Annotated in this window: 16 protein-coding genes; 1 reads left to right on the top strand and 15 read right to left on the bottom strand. The window is 59.4% G+C overall.

The window, feature by feature from the left end:
• Positions 1-2: 2 nt before the first annotated feature.
• The 14 genes from PMI31_RS20505 to trmJ all read right to left on the bottom strand — a co-directional run bounded on the left by PMI31_RS20505 (position 3) and on the right by trmJ (position 10934).
• The gene (locus PMI31_RS20505; protein ID WP_008020264.1) at positions 3-1043 is read right to left on the bottom strand and encodes a RodZ domain-containing protein; all 1041 of its coding nucleotides are present in this window, start codon (positions 1041-1043) and stop codon (positions 3-5) included.
• Positions 1043-1801 carry a type IV pilus biogenesis/stability protein PilW gene (pilW, locus tag PMI31_RS20500; protein ID WP_008020262.1) on the bottom strand — a complete coding sequence of 253 codons (759 nt, stop codon included), beginning with the start codon at positions 1799-1801 and terminating at the stop codon, positions 1043-1045. Before pilW ends, PMI31_RS20505 begins: the two co-directional genes overlap by 1 nt.
• Before the next feature lie 12 nt (positions 1802-1813).
• Positions 1814-2962 (bottom strand): 23S rRNA (adenine(2503)-C(2))-methyltransferase RlmN, encoded by a 1149-nt coding sequence (gene rlmN, locus PMI31_RS20495; protein ID WP_008020261.1) that lies wholly within the window; start codon positions 2960-2962, stop codon positions 1814-1816.
• 28 nt (positions 2963-2990) lie between these two features.
• Positions 2991-3416 carry a nucleoside-diphosphate kinase gene (gene ndk, locus PMI31_RS20490; RefSeq protein ID WP_007903599.1) on the bottom strand — a complete coding sequence of 142 codons (426 nt, stop codon included), beginning with the start codon at positions 3414-3416 and terminating at the stop codon, positions 2991-2993.
• Between the two features lie 92 nt (positions 3417-3508).
• The gene (iscX, locus tag PMI31_RS20485; protein ID WP_008020259.1) at positions 3509-3709 is read right to left on the bottom strand and encodes a Fe-S cluster assembly protein IscX; all 201 of its coding nucleotides are present in this window, start codon (positions 3707-3709) and stop codon (positions 3509-3511) included.
• A gap of 14 nt (positions 3710-3723) precedes the next feature.
• A complete protein-coding gene (gene fdx, locus PMI31_RS20480) occupies positions 3724-4065 on the bottom strand; it encodes an ISC system 2Fe-2S type ferredoxin (protein WP_008020258.1) in 342 nt (113 codons plus the stop codon).
• Between the two features lie 2 nt (positions 4066-4067).
• The gene (gene hscA, locus PMI31_RS20475; protein ID WP_008020257.1) at positions 4068-5930 is read right to left on the bottom strand and encodes a Fe-S protein assembly chaperone HscA; all 1863 of its coding nucleotides are present in this window, start codon (positions 5928-5930) and stop codon (positions 4068-4070) included.
• Between the two features lie 50 nt (positions 5931-5980).
• Positions 5981-6502, bottom strand: coding sequence for a co-chaperone HscB (gene hscB, locus PMI31_RS20470; RefSeq protein WP_008020255.1), 522 nt, complete (start codon positions 6500-6502; stop codon positions 5981-5983).
• A gap of 8 nt (positions 6503-6510) precedes the next feature.
• Positions 6511-6834: an iron-sulfur cluster assembly protein IscA gene (gene iscA, locus PMI31_RS20465; RefSeq protein ID WP_003227904.1), complete on the bottom strand. Its 324-nt coding sequence runs from the start codon at positions 6832-6834 to the stop codon at positions 6511-6513.
• A gap of 34 nt (positions 6835-6868) precedes the next feature.
• Complete coding sequence (gene iscU, locus PMI31_RS20460; protein WP_007982746.1) at positions 6869-7255, bottom strand: Fe-S cluster assembly scaffold IscU; 387 nt, start codon at positions 7253-7255, stop codon at positions 6869-6871.
• A 101-nt stretch (positions 7256-7356) separates the two neighbouring features.
• Complete coding sequence (locus tag PMI31_RS20455) at positions 7357-8571, bottom strand: IscS subfamily cysteine desulfurase (RefSeq protein ID WP_008020254.1); 1215 nt, start codon at positions 8569-8571, stop codon at positions 7357-7359.
• A 50-nt stretch (positions 8572-8621) separates the two neighbouring features.
• A complete protein-coding gene (gene iscR / locus PMI31_RS20450) occupies positions 8622-9113 on the bottom strand; it encodes a Fe-S cluster assembly transcriptional regulator IscR (protein ID WP_007982741.1) in 492 nt (163 codons plus the stop codon).
• A 271-nt stretch (positions 9114-9384) separates the two neighbouring features.
• On the bottom strand, positions 9385-10161 hold the full coding sequence (gene cysE, locus PMI31_RS20445) for a serine O-acetyltransferase (protein WP_008020252.1): 777 nt from the start codon (positions 10159-10161) through the stop codon (positions 9385-9387).
• 2 nt (positions 10162-10163) lie between these two features.
• Positions 10164-10934 (bottom strand): tRNA (cytosine(32)/uridine(32)-2'-O)-methyltransferase TrmJ, encoded by a 771-nt coding sequence (gene trmJ, locus PMI31_RS20440; RefSeq protein WP_008020251.1) that lies wholly within the window; start codon positions 10932-10934, stop codon positions 10164-10166.
• Between the two features lie 146 nt (positions 10935-11080).
• On the opposite strand from trmJ, the gene suhB reads away from it, so the two are divergent.
• Positions 11081-11899: a type III secretion system regulator SuhB gene (suhB, locus tag PMI31_RS20435; RefSeq protein WP_007982736.1), complete on the top strand. Its 819-nt coding sequence runs from the start codon at positions 11081-11083 to the stop codon at positions 11897-11899.
• A gap of 260 nt (positions 11900-12159) precedes the next feature.
• Here the strand turns inward: suhB and PMI31_RS20430 are convergent, their stop codons facing one another.
• Complete coding sequence (locus tag PMI31_RS20430) at positions 12160-12708, bottom strand: glycine zipper 2TM domain-containing protein (protein ID WP_008020249.1); 549 nt, start codon at positions 12706-12708, stop codon at positions 12160-12162.
• Between the last annotated feature and the right edge of the window lie 7 nt (positions 12709-12715).

Here is a 12715-nt window from a genome sequence, read left to right as displayed (position 1 = left end):
ACTTATTGACCCAACTTCAGGCGAGCAGTCTCGCCACTGGTGAACGGAGCGACATCAACCGGCTGGCCGTTGTAGCTGACCTGAGCGCCGCGGGCAAAGCCCAGACGCACGGCAAACGGTGGTTTGCCATTGACTGCCAGGCTGTCGCCTTTGCGTTTGAGACCGCTGAACAGCACCTTGCCGTTACCGTCGGTCACTTGTGTCCAGCAATCGGCGGTGAACTGCAGCTGAACCTGGCCTTGACCGGCTACCGGCGCGGTTACCGCTGGAGCAGGAGCCGGAGCGGCAGGAGCTACCGGTGCAGTCACCACCGGGGCCAGGATGGCAGGAGCAGCCGGGGCCGGAGTTGCCGGGGTCACTGGTGCTGCGACGACTGGTGCTGAATTGTGAGCGGGTGCGGCGGCTGTGGCTGGCGCTGCCGGGGTGGCTGGCGCAGTCGCCTGAGCCTCCACCGGTGCTTCAGCCGGAGCGTCGGCCTGTGGCAGCGCGAGGGCGGTTCCGCCTTCGGTCTGGCCTTCCGCGACGGCCTGGTCTTCCGGCTCGTCCAGCGGATGAATCTGTGTCGTACCGTCGGCGCCTTCGACTTCAACGTGCTCCGGTGCCAGACCAACCAGATCCTTGGTGCGCATCGAGGTCTGGTCCTGCCACCAGACAAAACCGCCACCGATCACCGCGATCAGCAACAGCAGGCTGACAATTCGCAAAATGGTGTGGGAAACCCGGACCGGTTCTTCGATACGACCCAGACTGTGAACACTGCTGCCCTGGGAATCGGTACCGGTGGATTGATCGAACTGCTGGACCAGAACCGCCTGGTCCATGCCGAGCAACTTGGCGTAGGCACGAATGTAACCACGGGCGAAGGTATGCCCAGGCAGCTTGTCGAAAGCGCCGGCTTCCAGATTGCTCAGGGAAGTGGTGGTGAGGTTGAGCTTGAGGGCCACTTCGGCCAGCGACCAGCCATTGCTTTCGCGAGCCTGGCGCAAAGTCTCACCGGGGTTAACGCGATTCGCTGCTACAACTTCGGGATGCGCCGCTTTCATCATTGCTCCGACAGGTATTGCTGATATTCCGGTGTACCGGGATAGAGTCGTTTTAGTTGCAGGCCTTTACTGGCGGCCTTGTCGCGATCTTCAAACACTTTTGCCAGCCGAACGCCGAGCAATAGACTACGTGCATTTTGCTCGGCAAGCAGGCTAAAACGATCGTAGTAGTCACGCGCGGGCACATAATGCCTGTCTTCGTAAGACAACTCAGCCATTTCCAGCAATGCGCGAGGTTGTTGGCGGTTCAGGCGCAGGGCTTTTTCCAGTTGCTGCCGCGCCAGCTCACGCTCTCCCAGCATTGAAGCGGTCATGCCGAGGTTTTCGAATACCCGTGAACGCTCAGGATACAGGGTATCGGCGGCGGCTTGTTCAAAGCGCTCGTAGGCTTCCTTGTAACGCTTCTGCTCGAACAGAAAACTGCCGTAATTATTGAGGAATCGTGCATCGGCGGGACGGGAAGACAGTGCCTTGCGAAAATGCTCGTCGGCCAGTTCCGGCTCCATTTCCGCCTGGAACACCAGCCCCAGCGCCGCGTTGGCATCAGGGTCGGCGCCATCCAGTTCCAGGGCCTTTTTCAGCGGGACCTTGGCGCGCTCGGTCATACCTTGTTGCAAATACCCGATACCAAGTTGCACATAGGCCTCACGCGCTTCATCACGGCCCTTGCTGGTCTTCATCGGGTTGTAGTCGCCCGAAAGCACACAGCCAGCACACAGGCTGGCCAACAGCAAAAGCAGCGCAAAGCGCAGGGACATAGAGATCCTCTCTTAGTTGTTGTTCGCAGCGCCCGAAGCAACATCGCTGTCGGCGCTCAACTCACGCACGGCGATATAACGTTCGCTGCGACGGGTGCGATCCAGCACCTGCCCTACCAATTGACCACAGGCCGCGTCGATGTCTTCACCACGGGTGGTGCGGACGGTGACGTTGAAACCGGCATGATGGAGCTGATCCTGGAAACGACGAATGGCGTTGTTGCTCGGACGCTCGTACCCGGAATGCGGGAACGGGTTGAACGGGATCAGGTTGATCTTGCACGGGATGTTCTTGAGCAACTCGATCATTTCCACGGCGTGCTCAACCTTGTCATTGACGTCCTTGAGCAAGGTGTACTCGATGGTCAGCACACGCTTTTCGCCCAGGGACGACATGTAGCGCTGGCACGACTCAAGCAGCATCTTAAGCGGATACTTCTTGTTGATCGGCACCAATTGGTTACGCAATGCGTCATTCGGTGCGTGCAGGGACAACGCCAGGGAGACGTCGATGTGCTTGGAGAGCTCATCGATCATCGGCACCACGCCGGAGGTCGACAGGGTCACACGGCGCTTGGAAATGCCGTAGCCCAGGTCGTCCATCATCAGATGCATGGCCGCGACGACGTTGTCGAAGTTCAGCAGCGGCTCACCCATGCCCATCATCACCACGTTGGTGATGGCACGGTCGACGGTTGCCGGGACGCTGCCAAAGGATTTGTTGGCAATCCACACCTGACCGATGACTTCGGCGGCGGTGAGGTTGCTGTTGAAGCCTTGCTTGCCGGTGGAGCAGAAACTGCAATCCAGGGCACAGCCTGCCTGGGACGAAACGCACAAGGTGCCGCGCTTGCCCTGGGGAATGTACACGGTCTCGACGCAGCTGCCGGACGCCACGCGCACCACCCACTTGCGGGTGCCGTCGCTGGAGATGTCCTCGCTGACCACTTCCGGACCACGGACTTCAGCAACAGCCTTGAGCTTTTCGCGCAAGGCCTTGCTGACGTTCGTCATGGCATCGAAATCATCGACACCAAAGTGGTGAATCCATTTCATTACCTGACCGGCACGGAAACGCTTCTCCCCGATTGAGTCGAAGAATTTTTCCATTTCCAGCTGAGTCAGACCCAGCAGGTTAGTTTTTACAGTCGATGTAGTCATGGATTCACCTTCACTCTTAAGCCAATGCTTAGCGAGTGGTTACTTCAGTAGCTGCGAAGAAGTACGAGATTTCGCGAGCGGCAGCGGCTTCGGAGTCCGAACCGTGTACGGCGTTGGCATCGATGGAGTCAGCGAAGTCAGCGCGGATGGTGCCGGCAGCAGCTTCTTTAGGGTTGGTAGCGCCCATCAGCTCACGGTTCAGAGCGATAGCGTTTTCGCCTTCCAGAACCTGAACGACAACCGGACCGGAGATCATGAAAGCAACCAGGTCGTTGAAGAAACCACGAGCGCTGTGCTCAGCGTAGAAGCCTTCGGCTTCGGCTTTGGACAGTTGCTTCAGTTTCGAAGCTACAACGCGCAGGCCTGCTTTTTCGAAACGGGTGGTGATCTCGCCGATCACGTTTTTAGCAACGGCGTCAGGCTTGATGATGGAGAAAGTACGTTGAACAGCCATGGTGTAACTCCAGAAACGGTAATTTACGAAAAATTAAACCCGCGAATTATACGCGGGTTCTTTGGTATTGCCTAACTGCGTACGGTGCAGACTCAGTCTGCTTCTTCGATCCAGGCGGCCTGAATGGCTTCAAGCACCTTCTCGCCACCGCGGTTCGGATCATCACTGAACTCCGGCAATGCCAGCACCCACTGGTGCAGATCGACGAAGTTCACGTAACGCGGGTCCACATCCGGCTTTGACTCAGCCAACTGGATCGCGATTTCCAGCACATCAACCCATTTCAGGCTCATGAAAGCTCCTTGAATCAGTGCGGCGCTTCGGCTGCATGGTTGAGCGAGTATTTCGGAATTTCAACGGTCAGGTCTTCAGTCCCGACCTTGGCCTGACAGCCCAGGCGCGACTGGGCTTCCAGCCCCCAGGCCTTGTCAAGATAGTCTTCTTCCAGCTCATCGGCCTCCTCCAGCGAGTCGAAACCCTCGCGGATGATGCAGTGACAAGTGGTGCACGCACAGACGCCACCACAGGCACTTTCCATCTCGATATGGTGCTCATGAGCCAGCTCGAGGATGGACACACCCGTCTCAGCCTCCACAACCATGCCTTCGGGGCAGAACTTCTCGTGTGGCAGAAAAATGACCTGCGGCATCGTTATTCCTCAATCTCATTCAGGTTGCGCCCCGCCAGCGCGGCTTTCACCGTCGAGTCCAGGCGGCGGGCAGCAAAGGCGTCGGTCACTTGCGACAGACGCTTGGTCTGCTGCTCGATGGCGTAACCATCGGTACCTTTCATCAGTTCGGTCAATTCCTGCACCTGCAGCTCGATGACCATGCGCTCATCGGCGTCGAGCAGACGCTCGCCATCAGCCACCAGAGCAGCCTGCACTGCTTCGATCAGGCGCTGGGCGTCGACCTGCTGTTCGCGCAACACTCGGGCAACCTTGTCGTCATTGGCGTGCTGGAACGAGTCCTTGAGCATTTTGGCGATTTCGCCGTCGGTCAGGCCGTAGGATGGCTTTACCTGAATGCTGGCTTCGACGCCCGAACCCAGTTCGCGGGCCGAAACACTCAGCAGACCGTCGGCATCGACCTGGAAGGTCACGCGAATCTTCGCCGCGCCGGCCACCATCGCCGGAATACCGCGCAATTCGAAGCGCGCCAGGGAGCGGCAGTCGCTGATCAGCTCACGCTCGCCCTGCAATACGTGGATGGCCATGGCCGACTGGCCATCTTTATAAGTGGTGAAGTCCTGGGCGCGGGCAACGGGGATGGTGGTATTGCGCGGAATCACCTTCTCCATCAGGCCGCCCATGGTCTCCAGACCCAGGGACAGCGGAATCACGTCCAGCAACAGCAGTTCGCTGCCGTCACGCTTGTTGCCGGCCAGGGTATCGGCCTGGATCGCAGCACCAATGGCCACCACTTGATCCGGGTCGATTTCAGTCAGCGGCTGGCGACCGAAGGCTTCGGCGACGGCTTCGCGAACGCGAGGAACGCGAGTCGAACCTCCGACCATGACCACGGCGTGCACGTCTTCCAGCTCGATAGCGGAATCACGCACCGCACGACGGCAGGCTTTCAGGCTGCGGGCGACCATCGGCTCGATCAGCGCATTGAAGGCTTCACGGGTCAGCTCGGCTTTCCAGGTGCCATAAGCGACTTCAACCGACGCGGCATTGGTCAGGGCTTCCTTGGCGGCACAGGCGGTTTGCAGCAAGTTGCGCTGCACGCCTGGATCGAGGTCGGCGGACAAGCCGGCGCCCTCGATAATCCAGCCAGCGATCGCGTGATCGAAGTCATCGCCGCCCAGGGCGCTGTCGCCGCCGGTGGCCAGGACTTCGAACACACCGCCGGTCAGTCGCAGAATCGAAATATCGAAGGTGCCGCCGCCCAGGTCATAAATGGCGACCAGGCCTTCGGCGTGCTGGTCCAGACCATAAGCCACCGCCGCCGCAGTCGGCTCGTTGAGCAAACGCAGCACATTCAGGCCGGCCAGTTTGGCCGCATCCTTGGTGGCTTGACGCTGAGCGTCGTCGAAATAGGCCGGAACGGTGATTACCGCGCCTACCAGCTCACCACCGAGGGTGGCTTCGGCACGCTGACGCAGAACCTTGAGAATATCGGCAGAGACTTCGACCGGGCTTTTCGGGCCCTGGATCGTGTCGATGAACGGCATGTGCGACTCGCCATCGACAAAGCGGTATGGCAACTGATCACCAAGCTGCTTGACGTCGGACAGACCACGCCCCATCAAGCGCTTGACCGACAGCACTGTGTTCAAGGGATCGGTGGCGGCAGCCAGCTTGGCGGATTCGCCCACCTCGACGCGATCGGCGTGGTAGCGCACGGCAGACGGCAGGATGACCCGCCCTTCTGCGTCAGCCAGAGGTTCGGAAAGACCACTGCGCAACGCAGCGACCAGCGAATTGGTAGTGCCCAAGTCGATCCCCACAGCCAGGCGACGCTGGTGCGGTTGAGGACTTTGGCCGGGTTCGGCGATCTGCAGTAGGGCCATCGTTTCAGGACTTATCTGTATATCAGGCGTGCGACCGGAGCGGCACTGGGTTAATCGTCGAGGCGCTCTTCTAACTGGCGCACTTCGTGGGTGAGCTTGTCGAGAAACTGCATGCGTCGCATCAGGCGTTCGGCCTGCTCACGTTGCGCTGCATCATTCCAACAGGCTGCGAAACTGTCGTTCAGTTTTTCCTGGGCAACTTTCAGGCGGCGCTTGAACACGGCAACACCTGCCAGATCGGCACTGTCTTGCAGGTCTTCGAGCTCTTCGCGCAACTCCATCTGCTGCAGAAGAAACTCCGGATCATGCACCGTGACCTCCAGCGGCAGCTCGCCACCATTCAAGGCGAGCAGGTAGCGCGCGCGCTTGGGCGGACTCTTGAGCGTCTGGTAGGCCTCGTTGAGGCTCGCCGATTGCTCCAGGGCCAACCGTTGTTCGCGTTCGGAAGCGTCGGCAAAGCGGTCCGGATGAACGCCGCGCGCCAGCTCGCGATAGCGCGTAGCCAGCTGATCGAGGTCCAGGTTAAAACTCGGTTGCAGCTCGAATAAAGCGAAATGACAAGGAGTACCCACGACAAGCCTCAGATGTTGAAGCTTTCGCCGCAGCCACATTCACCGCGTACGTTGGGGTTGTTGAACTTGAAGCCTTCGTTCAACCCTTCCTTGACGAAATCGAGCTCGGTGCCGTCCAGGTAGGCCAGGCTTTTCGGGTCGATGATCACTTTTTCGCCGTGACTTTCGAACACCTGGTCCTCTGCAACCACCTCGTCGACAAACTCCAGCACGTAGGCAAGGCCGGAACAGCCTGTGGTGCGAACACCCAGACGAATCCCTTCACCTTTGCCGCGCCCGTCGAGGGAGCGCCGCACGTGTCGAGCAGCCGCTTCTGTCATGCTGATAGCCATCGGTGACTCCTTACTCGTCGCCAAATCTTGAAAGTCAGATCAAGCCTTTCTTCTGCTTGTAGTCGCGAACAGCCGCCTTGATGGCGTCTTCAGCGAGTACCGAGCAGTGAATTTTCACTGGCGGCAAGGCCAGTTCTTCAGCCAGCTGGGTGTTCTTGATGGTTTCTGCTTCGTCCAGGGTCTTGCCCTTCATCCACTCGGTGGCGAGGGAGCTGGAAGCGATAGCCGAACCGCAGCCGTAGGTCTTGAACTTGGCATCTTCGATGATGCCGGCGTCGTTGACCTTGATCTGCAGGCGCATCACGTCGCCGCACGCCGGAGCGCCGACCATGCCGGTGCCGACATCAGGGTCTTCCGCGTCCATCTTGCCGACGTTGCGCGGGTTTTCGTAGTGGTCGATGACCTTTTCGCTGTAAGACATGATTCTCAATCCTCACTCATCAGGGCCGCTCTTGAGGCCCTGCAGTTACGCTGCGTCTATCGCCGCGTTGCTACAGGACCTGTATCCGGCGGCTTCTATAGTTAGTGTGCCGCCCACTCGATCTTCGAGATATCGACACCGTCTTTGTACATGTCCCACAGCGGCGACAGAGCTCGCAGTTTGATAACGGCCTCACAGACTTTCTGTGCGGCGTAGTCGATTTCTTCTTCGGTGGTGAAGCGGCCGAAGGTGAAACGGATCGAACTGTGGGCCAGTTCGTCGTTGCGGCCCAGGGCGCGCAATACGTACGAAGGCTCAAGCGATGCCGAGGTGCAGGCCGAACCGGACGATACCGCCAGATCCTTGAGCGCCATGATCAGCGACTCGCCTTCAACGTAGTTGAAGCTCAGGTTCAGGTTGTGCGGAACGCGGGCAGTCATGCTGCCGTTGACGTACAGCTCTTCCAGGTGCTCGACCTGCTTGAAGAAACGCTCGCTCAATGCCTTGATGCGCGCGTTCTCGGCAGCCATGTCTTCCTTGGCTACGCGGAAGGCTTCACCCATGCCGACGATCTGGTGGGTCGCCAGGGTGCCGGAACGCATGCCGCGCTCGTGACCGCCGCCGTGCATGGTCGCTTCGATGCGCACGCGTGGCTTGCGGCTCACGTACAGCGCGCCAATGCCTTTAGGGCCGTAAGTCTTGTGAGCCGAGAACGACATCAGGTCAACTTTCAGCTTCTGCAGGTCGATGTCCACCTTGCCGGTGGACTGAGCGGCGTCAACGTGGAACAGGATGCCCCTGGCGCGGGTCAGCTCGCCGATGGCCGCGATGTCGTTGACGGTGCCGATTTCGTTGTTCACGTGCATGACCGAAACCAGGATGGTGTCGTCACGCAGTTCAGCTTCGACCATCTCTGGAGTGACCAGACCATCGGTGCGAGGCTCGATGTAGGTCACTTCGAAACCTTCACGCTCCAGTTGGCGCATGGTGTCGAGGACAGCCTTGTGCTCAATCTTGGTGGTGATCAGGTGCTTGCCCTTGGTGGCATAGAAATGCGCCGCACCCTTGATTGCCAGGTTGTCGGATTCGGTGGCACCGGAGGTCCAGACGATTTCACGCGGGTCGGCGTTGACCAGGTCGGCGACCTGACGACGGGCGTTTTCGACGGACTCTTCGGCTTTCCAGCCGAACACGTGGGAACGGGACGCCGGGTTACCGAAGTTTCCGTCGACCAGCAGGCATTCACTCATTTTTTGCGCAACACGCGGATCAACCGGGGTGGTCGCAGAGTAATCAAGGTAAATCGGCAATTTCATGGACTATCTCCTAAATCAGGCTGGCTGGCGTGCCGCTAGCTCTTTGGCTGTCATTCGACGGCGGACGCTTCAATCTTGTCCAGGCGTGGCACCTTGCTGTTGCAACGGCGCTGGTCCTGACGCTGGGCTACTTCTTGCACCTCACGGCGAGTCACAAGGTCAGCCAAGCTGATACCGCTCAGAAATTCGTGAATCTGCAGGCTCAGGTCGCACCACAAGTGGTGAGTCAGGCAAGTGTCGCCGGAATGGCAATCACCCTGCCCCTGGCATTTGGTGGCATCGACCGATTCGTTCACCGCATCGATCACCTGGGCGACCTGGATGCCCTGCATGTCGCGGGACAATTGGTAACCACCGCCCGGACCACGCACGCTGGACACCAGGTTGCTGCGGCGCAGCTTGGCGAAAAGCTGTTCGAGGTAGGACAGGGAGATGCCTTGGCGCTCGGAGATATCGGCCAGGGACACGGGCCCGTGCTGCGCGTGCAACGCCAGGTCAAGCATGGCGGTCACGGCGTATCGGCCTTTTGTAGTCAGTCGCATGGACAATTACCACGGAGTTCGGAATGAGGCGAGTATGCAATTCCCGAGTATTTAAGTCAACTATAAGACCTAGTACTTTAGTCAGGTTTACCCGCAAAACAGCGGCGGCATCATAGCAAAGGCTGGACAGTTACAGCCAGCAGTACTGTAGGAGCGAGCATGCTCGCGATGGTCGTCAACGATAACGCTGGGCACCTGGCACCCCGCGGTGTTCTCAGGTCCATCGCGAGCAGGCTCGCTCCTACAGAGAGGGGAGCATGCTCGTAAAACGTCAGCTCGCCTGACTCTGATCCTTGTCCTTCACACAGGCAAAATCTTCTTCGCGCAGTTCAGGCAGATCTTTCGCACAGTAATTACTGCCCAGATCCTTCAACGCCCCGCACATCCCCTCCAGGCGACCATCGACCGCCTGCAGATGATCGAGCAATTGATTGATGGCACGCGCCACCGGGTCAGGCATGTCTTCGCTGACACCATAGGCATCAAAACCGATCTTCTCTGCCATGGCCTTGCGCTTGGCGTCCTGCTCTTCGTCGGATTTGACGATGATTCGCCCTGGAATCCCGACCACCGTGGCTCCCGGCGGTACCGCCTTGGTCACCACGGCATTGGAACCGACCTTGGCCCCAGCGCCAACGGTGAACGGGCCGAGCACCTTGGCACCCGCGCCAACCACCACACCATCTTCCAGGGTCGGGTGACGCTTGCCCTTGTTCCAGCTCGTGCCGCCCAGAGTCACACCCTGATAGATGGTAACGTCGTCGCCAATCTCGGCGGTTTCACCAATGACGATGCCCATGCCATGGTCGATGAAGAAACGACGACCGACCTTGGCGCCCGGATGAATTTCGATCCCGGTCAACCAGCGACCGAAGTTCGACACCAGCCGCGCCAGCCATTTCAGCTCCGCGCGCCACAGGGCCGCCGACAAACGGTGAATCCAGATGGCGTGCATGCCCGGGTAGCACGTCAGGACTTCAAAAGCGTTACGCGCCGCCGGGTCTCGATGGAATACGCTCTGGATATCTTCACGCAAACGCTCAAACATCATTAATCCTTCCGCTTTAGAAGTTCACCACGGGCCGCTTTCTGGGTTTCCGTGAGGATGCCACGCAAAATGTTCATTTCCGCCCTGCTGACCGAGCTGCGTCCGTACAACCGGCGCAGGCGCGCCATCAAGTGCCGTGGCTTTTCCGGATCGAGGAATTCGATGGCCACCAGGGTCTGCTCCAGGTGCTCATAGAATCGCTCCAGCTCATCCATGGTCGCCAGCTCGGCGCTTTTGACCGAGGCCACTTCTTCCTTTTCGACCTTGCTTGGCTGACCTTGCGCGGCCAGCCAGGACATGCGCACTTCATAGCTCAACACCTGCACCGCCGCCCCCAGGTTCAGCGAGCTGAACTCAGGGTCGGATGGGATGTGCACGTGATAGTGACATCGCTGCAGCTCTTCGTTGGTCAGGCCGGAATCTTCACGACCGAACACCAGGGCGATTTCCGCCCCCTGCCCGGCTTCCTCGACCACTTTCGCGCCGCATTCGCGGGGGTCGAGCAGCGGCCAGGGAATACGCCGGTCGCGGGCGCTGGTGCCGAGCACCAGGTTGCAGCCGACCAGGGCATCTTCCAAAGTGGCGACGACTTGCGCGTTTTCAAGGATGTCACCGGCACCTGAAGCACGGGCATCGGCCTCGTGGTGCGGGAACAGACGAGGTTCGACCAGCACCAGCCGCGACAGCCCCATGTTCTTCATGGCGCGCGCAGTCCCGCCGATATTGCCCGGATGGCTGGTATTGACCAGGACGACACGAATGTTTTGCAGCAAGGGAGGCGCTCTCGAACACGATAATCGGGAGCGGAATCTTACAGCCGAACCTACCGTTAAGCCACGAAAGCGAACGTCGTCCTTCTCCTGTAGAAACTTTCTGATAGAATGCCCGGCTTTCTTTAACAACCTTAGGTGACACATCCATGCAGCCCATGCTGAATATCGCGCTGCGCGCCGCCCGCAGCGCCAGTGAATTGATCTTCCGCTCCATCGAGCGCCTGGATACCATCAAGGTCGACGAAAAAGACGCCAAGGATTACGTATCCGAGGTGGATCGCGCCGCTGAACAGAAAATCATCGACGCCCTGCGCAAGGCTTACCCGAACCACTCGATCATGGGTGAAGAAACCGGCATGCACGCCGGCACCGGCATCGAAGGCGAAGAGTACCTGTGGATCATCGATCCGCTGGACGGCACCACCAACTTCCTGCGCGGCATTCCTCACTTCGCTGTCAGCATCGCCTGCAAATACCGTGGCCGCCTGGAACACGCCGTTGTTCTGGACCCGGTTCGCCAGGAAGAATTCACCGCCAGCCGTGGTCGCGGCGCTCAACTGAACGGTCGTCGCCTGCGCGTCAGCGGTCGCACCAGCCTCGACGGCGCCCTGCTGGGTACCGGCTTCCCGTTCCGTGACGACCAGATGGACAACCTCGACAACTACCTGGGCATGTTCCGCGCCCTGGTTGGCCAGACTGCCGGCATCCGCCGCGCAGGTTCCGCGAGCCTGGACCTGGCCTACGTGGCCGCCGGCCGTTTCGACGCGTTCTGGGAGTCGGGCCTGTCCGAGTGGGACATGGCCGCAGGCGCCCTGCTGATCCAGGAAGCAGGCGGCCTGGTGAGCGACTTCACCGGCGGTCACGACTTCCTCGAGAAAGGCCACGTGGTTGCTGGCAACACCAAATGCTTCAAGGCAGTGCTAACGGCGATCCAGCCGCACCTGCCGGCCTCGCTGAAGCGCTAAGCTTCCAGTGACAGAAAAGCACCCTTCGGGGTGCTTTTTTTATGAGTGAAATTTGTCCCCAGAAAGCACCGAAAAACCCTGTAGGAGCGAGCTTGCTCGCGATGGTCGCTAACGATAACGCGTGCCTTCTGGGTTAACGCGGTGCCCTGGCGTTTTTCGCGAGCAAGCTCGCTCCTACAGTGGGTTTGCGGAGACTCATAAATCCCGGGCACAAAAAAGCACCCCGAAGGGTGCTTCTTTTGAATCTCAAACCTGCGTACTTAGCGATTCCGCTCGTTCTCCGACAGGATCAGCTTGCCCTCTTTATCCACAGGGATCTGGTTACCCGGATCACGATCCATGCGCACATTGCCTTCCTTGCCGTCCAGCGAATACCGCACGTCGTAACCGACGACCTTGTCACTAATGTCATTCACCGTATTACAACGGGTCTGGGTCGTGGTGTAGGTATCACGCTCTTGCATGCCTTCCTGCACCTTGTTGCCGGCGTAGCCACCGCCAACAGCACCCGCGACCGTGGCGATCTTCTTGCCGGTACCGCCACCGATCTGGTTACCCAGTAATCCACCCGCCAATGCACCGACCACCGTACCGGCGATCTGATGTTGATCTTTCACCGGCGCCTGCCGGGTGACCGTTACATCCTTGCACACTTCACGTGGAGTCTTGATTTGCGTCTTGACCGGCTCAACGGCGAGTACTTGCGCGTACTCTGGGCCGCTTTTAACCAGGCTGTAGGTGGCCACAGCACCCCCGGCAGTCACACCGACAGCACCCAGTACAGCACCAACCAGCATCGACTTGTTCACATGAACC

Source organism: Pseudomonas sp. GM55, assembly GCF_000282395.1.
In the GTDB taxonomy this organism is placed as follows: Bacteria; Pseudomonadota; Gammaproteobacteria; order Pseudomonadales; family Pseudomonadaceae; genus Aquipseudomonas; species Aquipseudomonas fluorescens_CC.
This window is presented reverse-complemented; position numbering and strand designations above follow the sequence as displayed.

What these genes read in the sequence shown, in the direction of transcription:
- PMI31_RS20505 (WP_008020264.1), bottom strand. Translation starts at nt 1,043, where the DNA reads ATGAAAGCGGCGCATCCCGAAGTTGTAGCAGCGAATCGCGTTAACCCC.
- pilW (WP_008020262.1), bottom strand. Translation starts at nt 1,801, where the DNA reads ATGTCCCTGCGCTTTGCGCTGCTTTTGCTGTTGGCCAGCCTGTGTGCT.
- rlmN (WP_008020261.1), bottom strand. Translation starts at nt 2,962, where the DNA reads ATGACTACATCGACTGTAAAAACTAACCTGCTGGGTCTGACTCAGCTG.
- ndk (WP_007903599.1), bottom strand. Translation starts at nt 3,416, where the DNA reads ATGGCTGTTCAACGTACTTTCTCCATCATCAAGCCTGACGCCGTTGCT.
- iscX (WP_008020259.1), bottom strand. Translation starts at nt 3,709, where the DNA reads ATGAGCCTGAAATGGGTTGATGTGCTGGAAATCGCGATCCAGTTGGCT.
- fdx (WP_008020258.1), bottom strand. Translation starts at nt 4,065, where the DNA reads ATGCCGCAGGTCATTTTTCTGCCACACGAGAAGTTCTGCCCCGAAGGC.
- hscA (WP_008020257.1), bottom strand. Translation starts at nt 5,930, where the DNA reads ATGGCCCTACTGCAGATCGCCGAACCCGGCCAAAGTCCTCAACCGCAC.
- iscA (WP_003227904.1), bottom strand. Translation starts at nt 6,834, where the DNA reads ATGGCTATCAGCATGACAGAAGCGGCTGCTCGACACGTGCGGCGCTCC.
- iscU (WP_007982746.1), bottom strand. Translation starts at nt 7,255, where the DNA reads ATGTCTTACAGCGAAAAGGTCATCGACCACTACGAAAACCCGCGCAAC.
- PMI31_RS20455 (WP_008020254.1), bottom strand. Translation starts at nt 8,571, where the DNA reads ATGAAATTGCCGATTTACCTTGATTACTCTGCGACCACCCCGGTTGAT.
- iscR (WP_007982741.1), bottom strand. Translation starts at nt 9,113, where the DNA reads ATGCGACTGACTACAAAAGGCCGATACGCCGTGACCGCCATGCTTGAC.
- cysE (WP_008020252.1), bottom strand. Translation starts at nt 10,161, where the DNA reads ATGTTTGAGCGTTTGCGTGAAGATATCCAGAGCGTATTCCATCGAGAC.
- suhB (WP_007982736.1), top strand. Translation starts at nt 11,081, where the DNA reads ATGCAGCCCATGCTGAATATCGCGCTGCGCGCCGCCCGCAGCGCCAGT.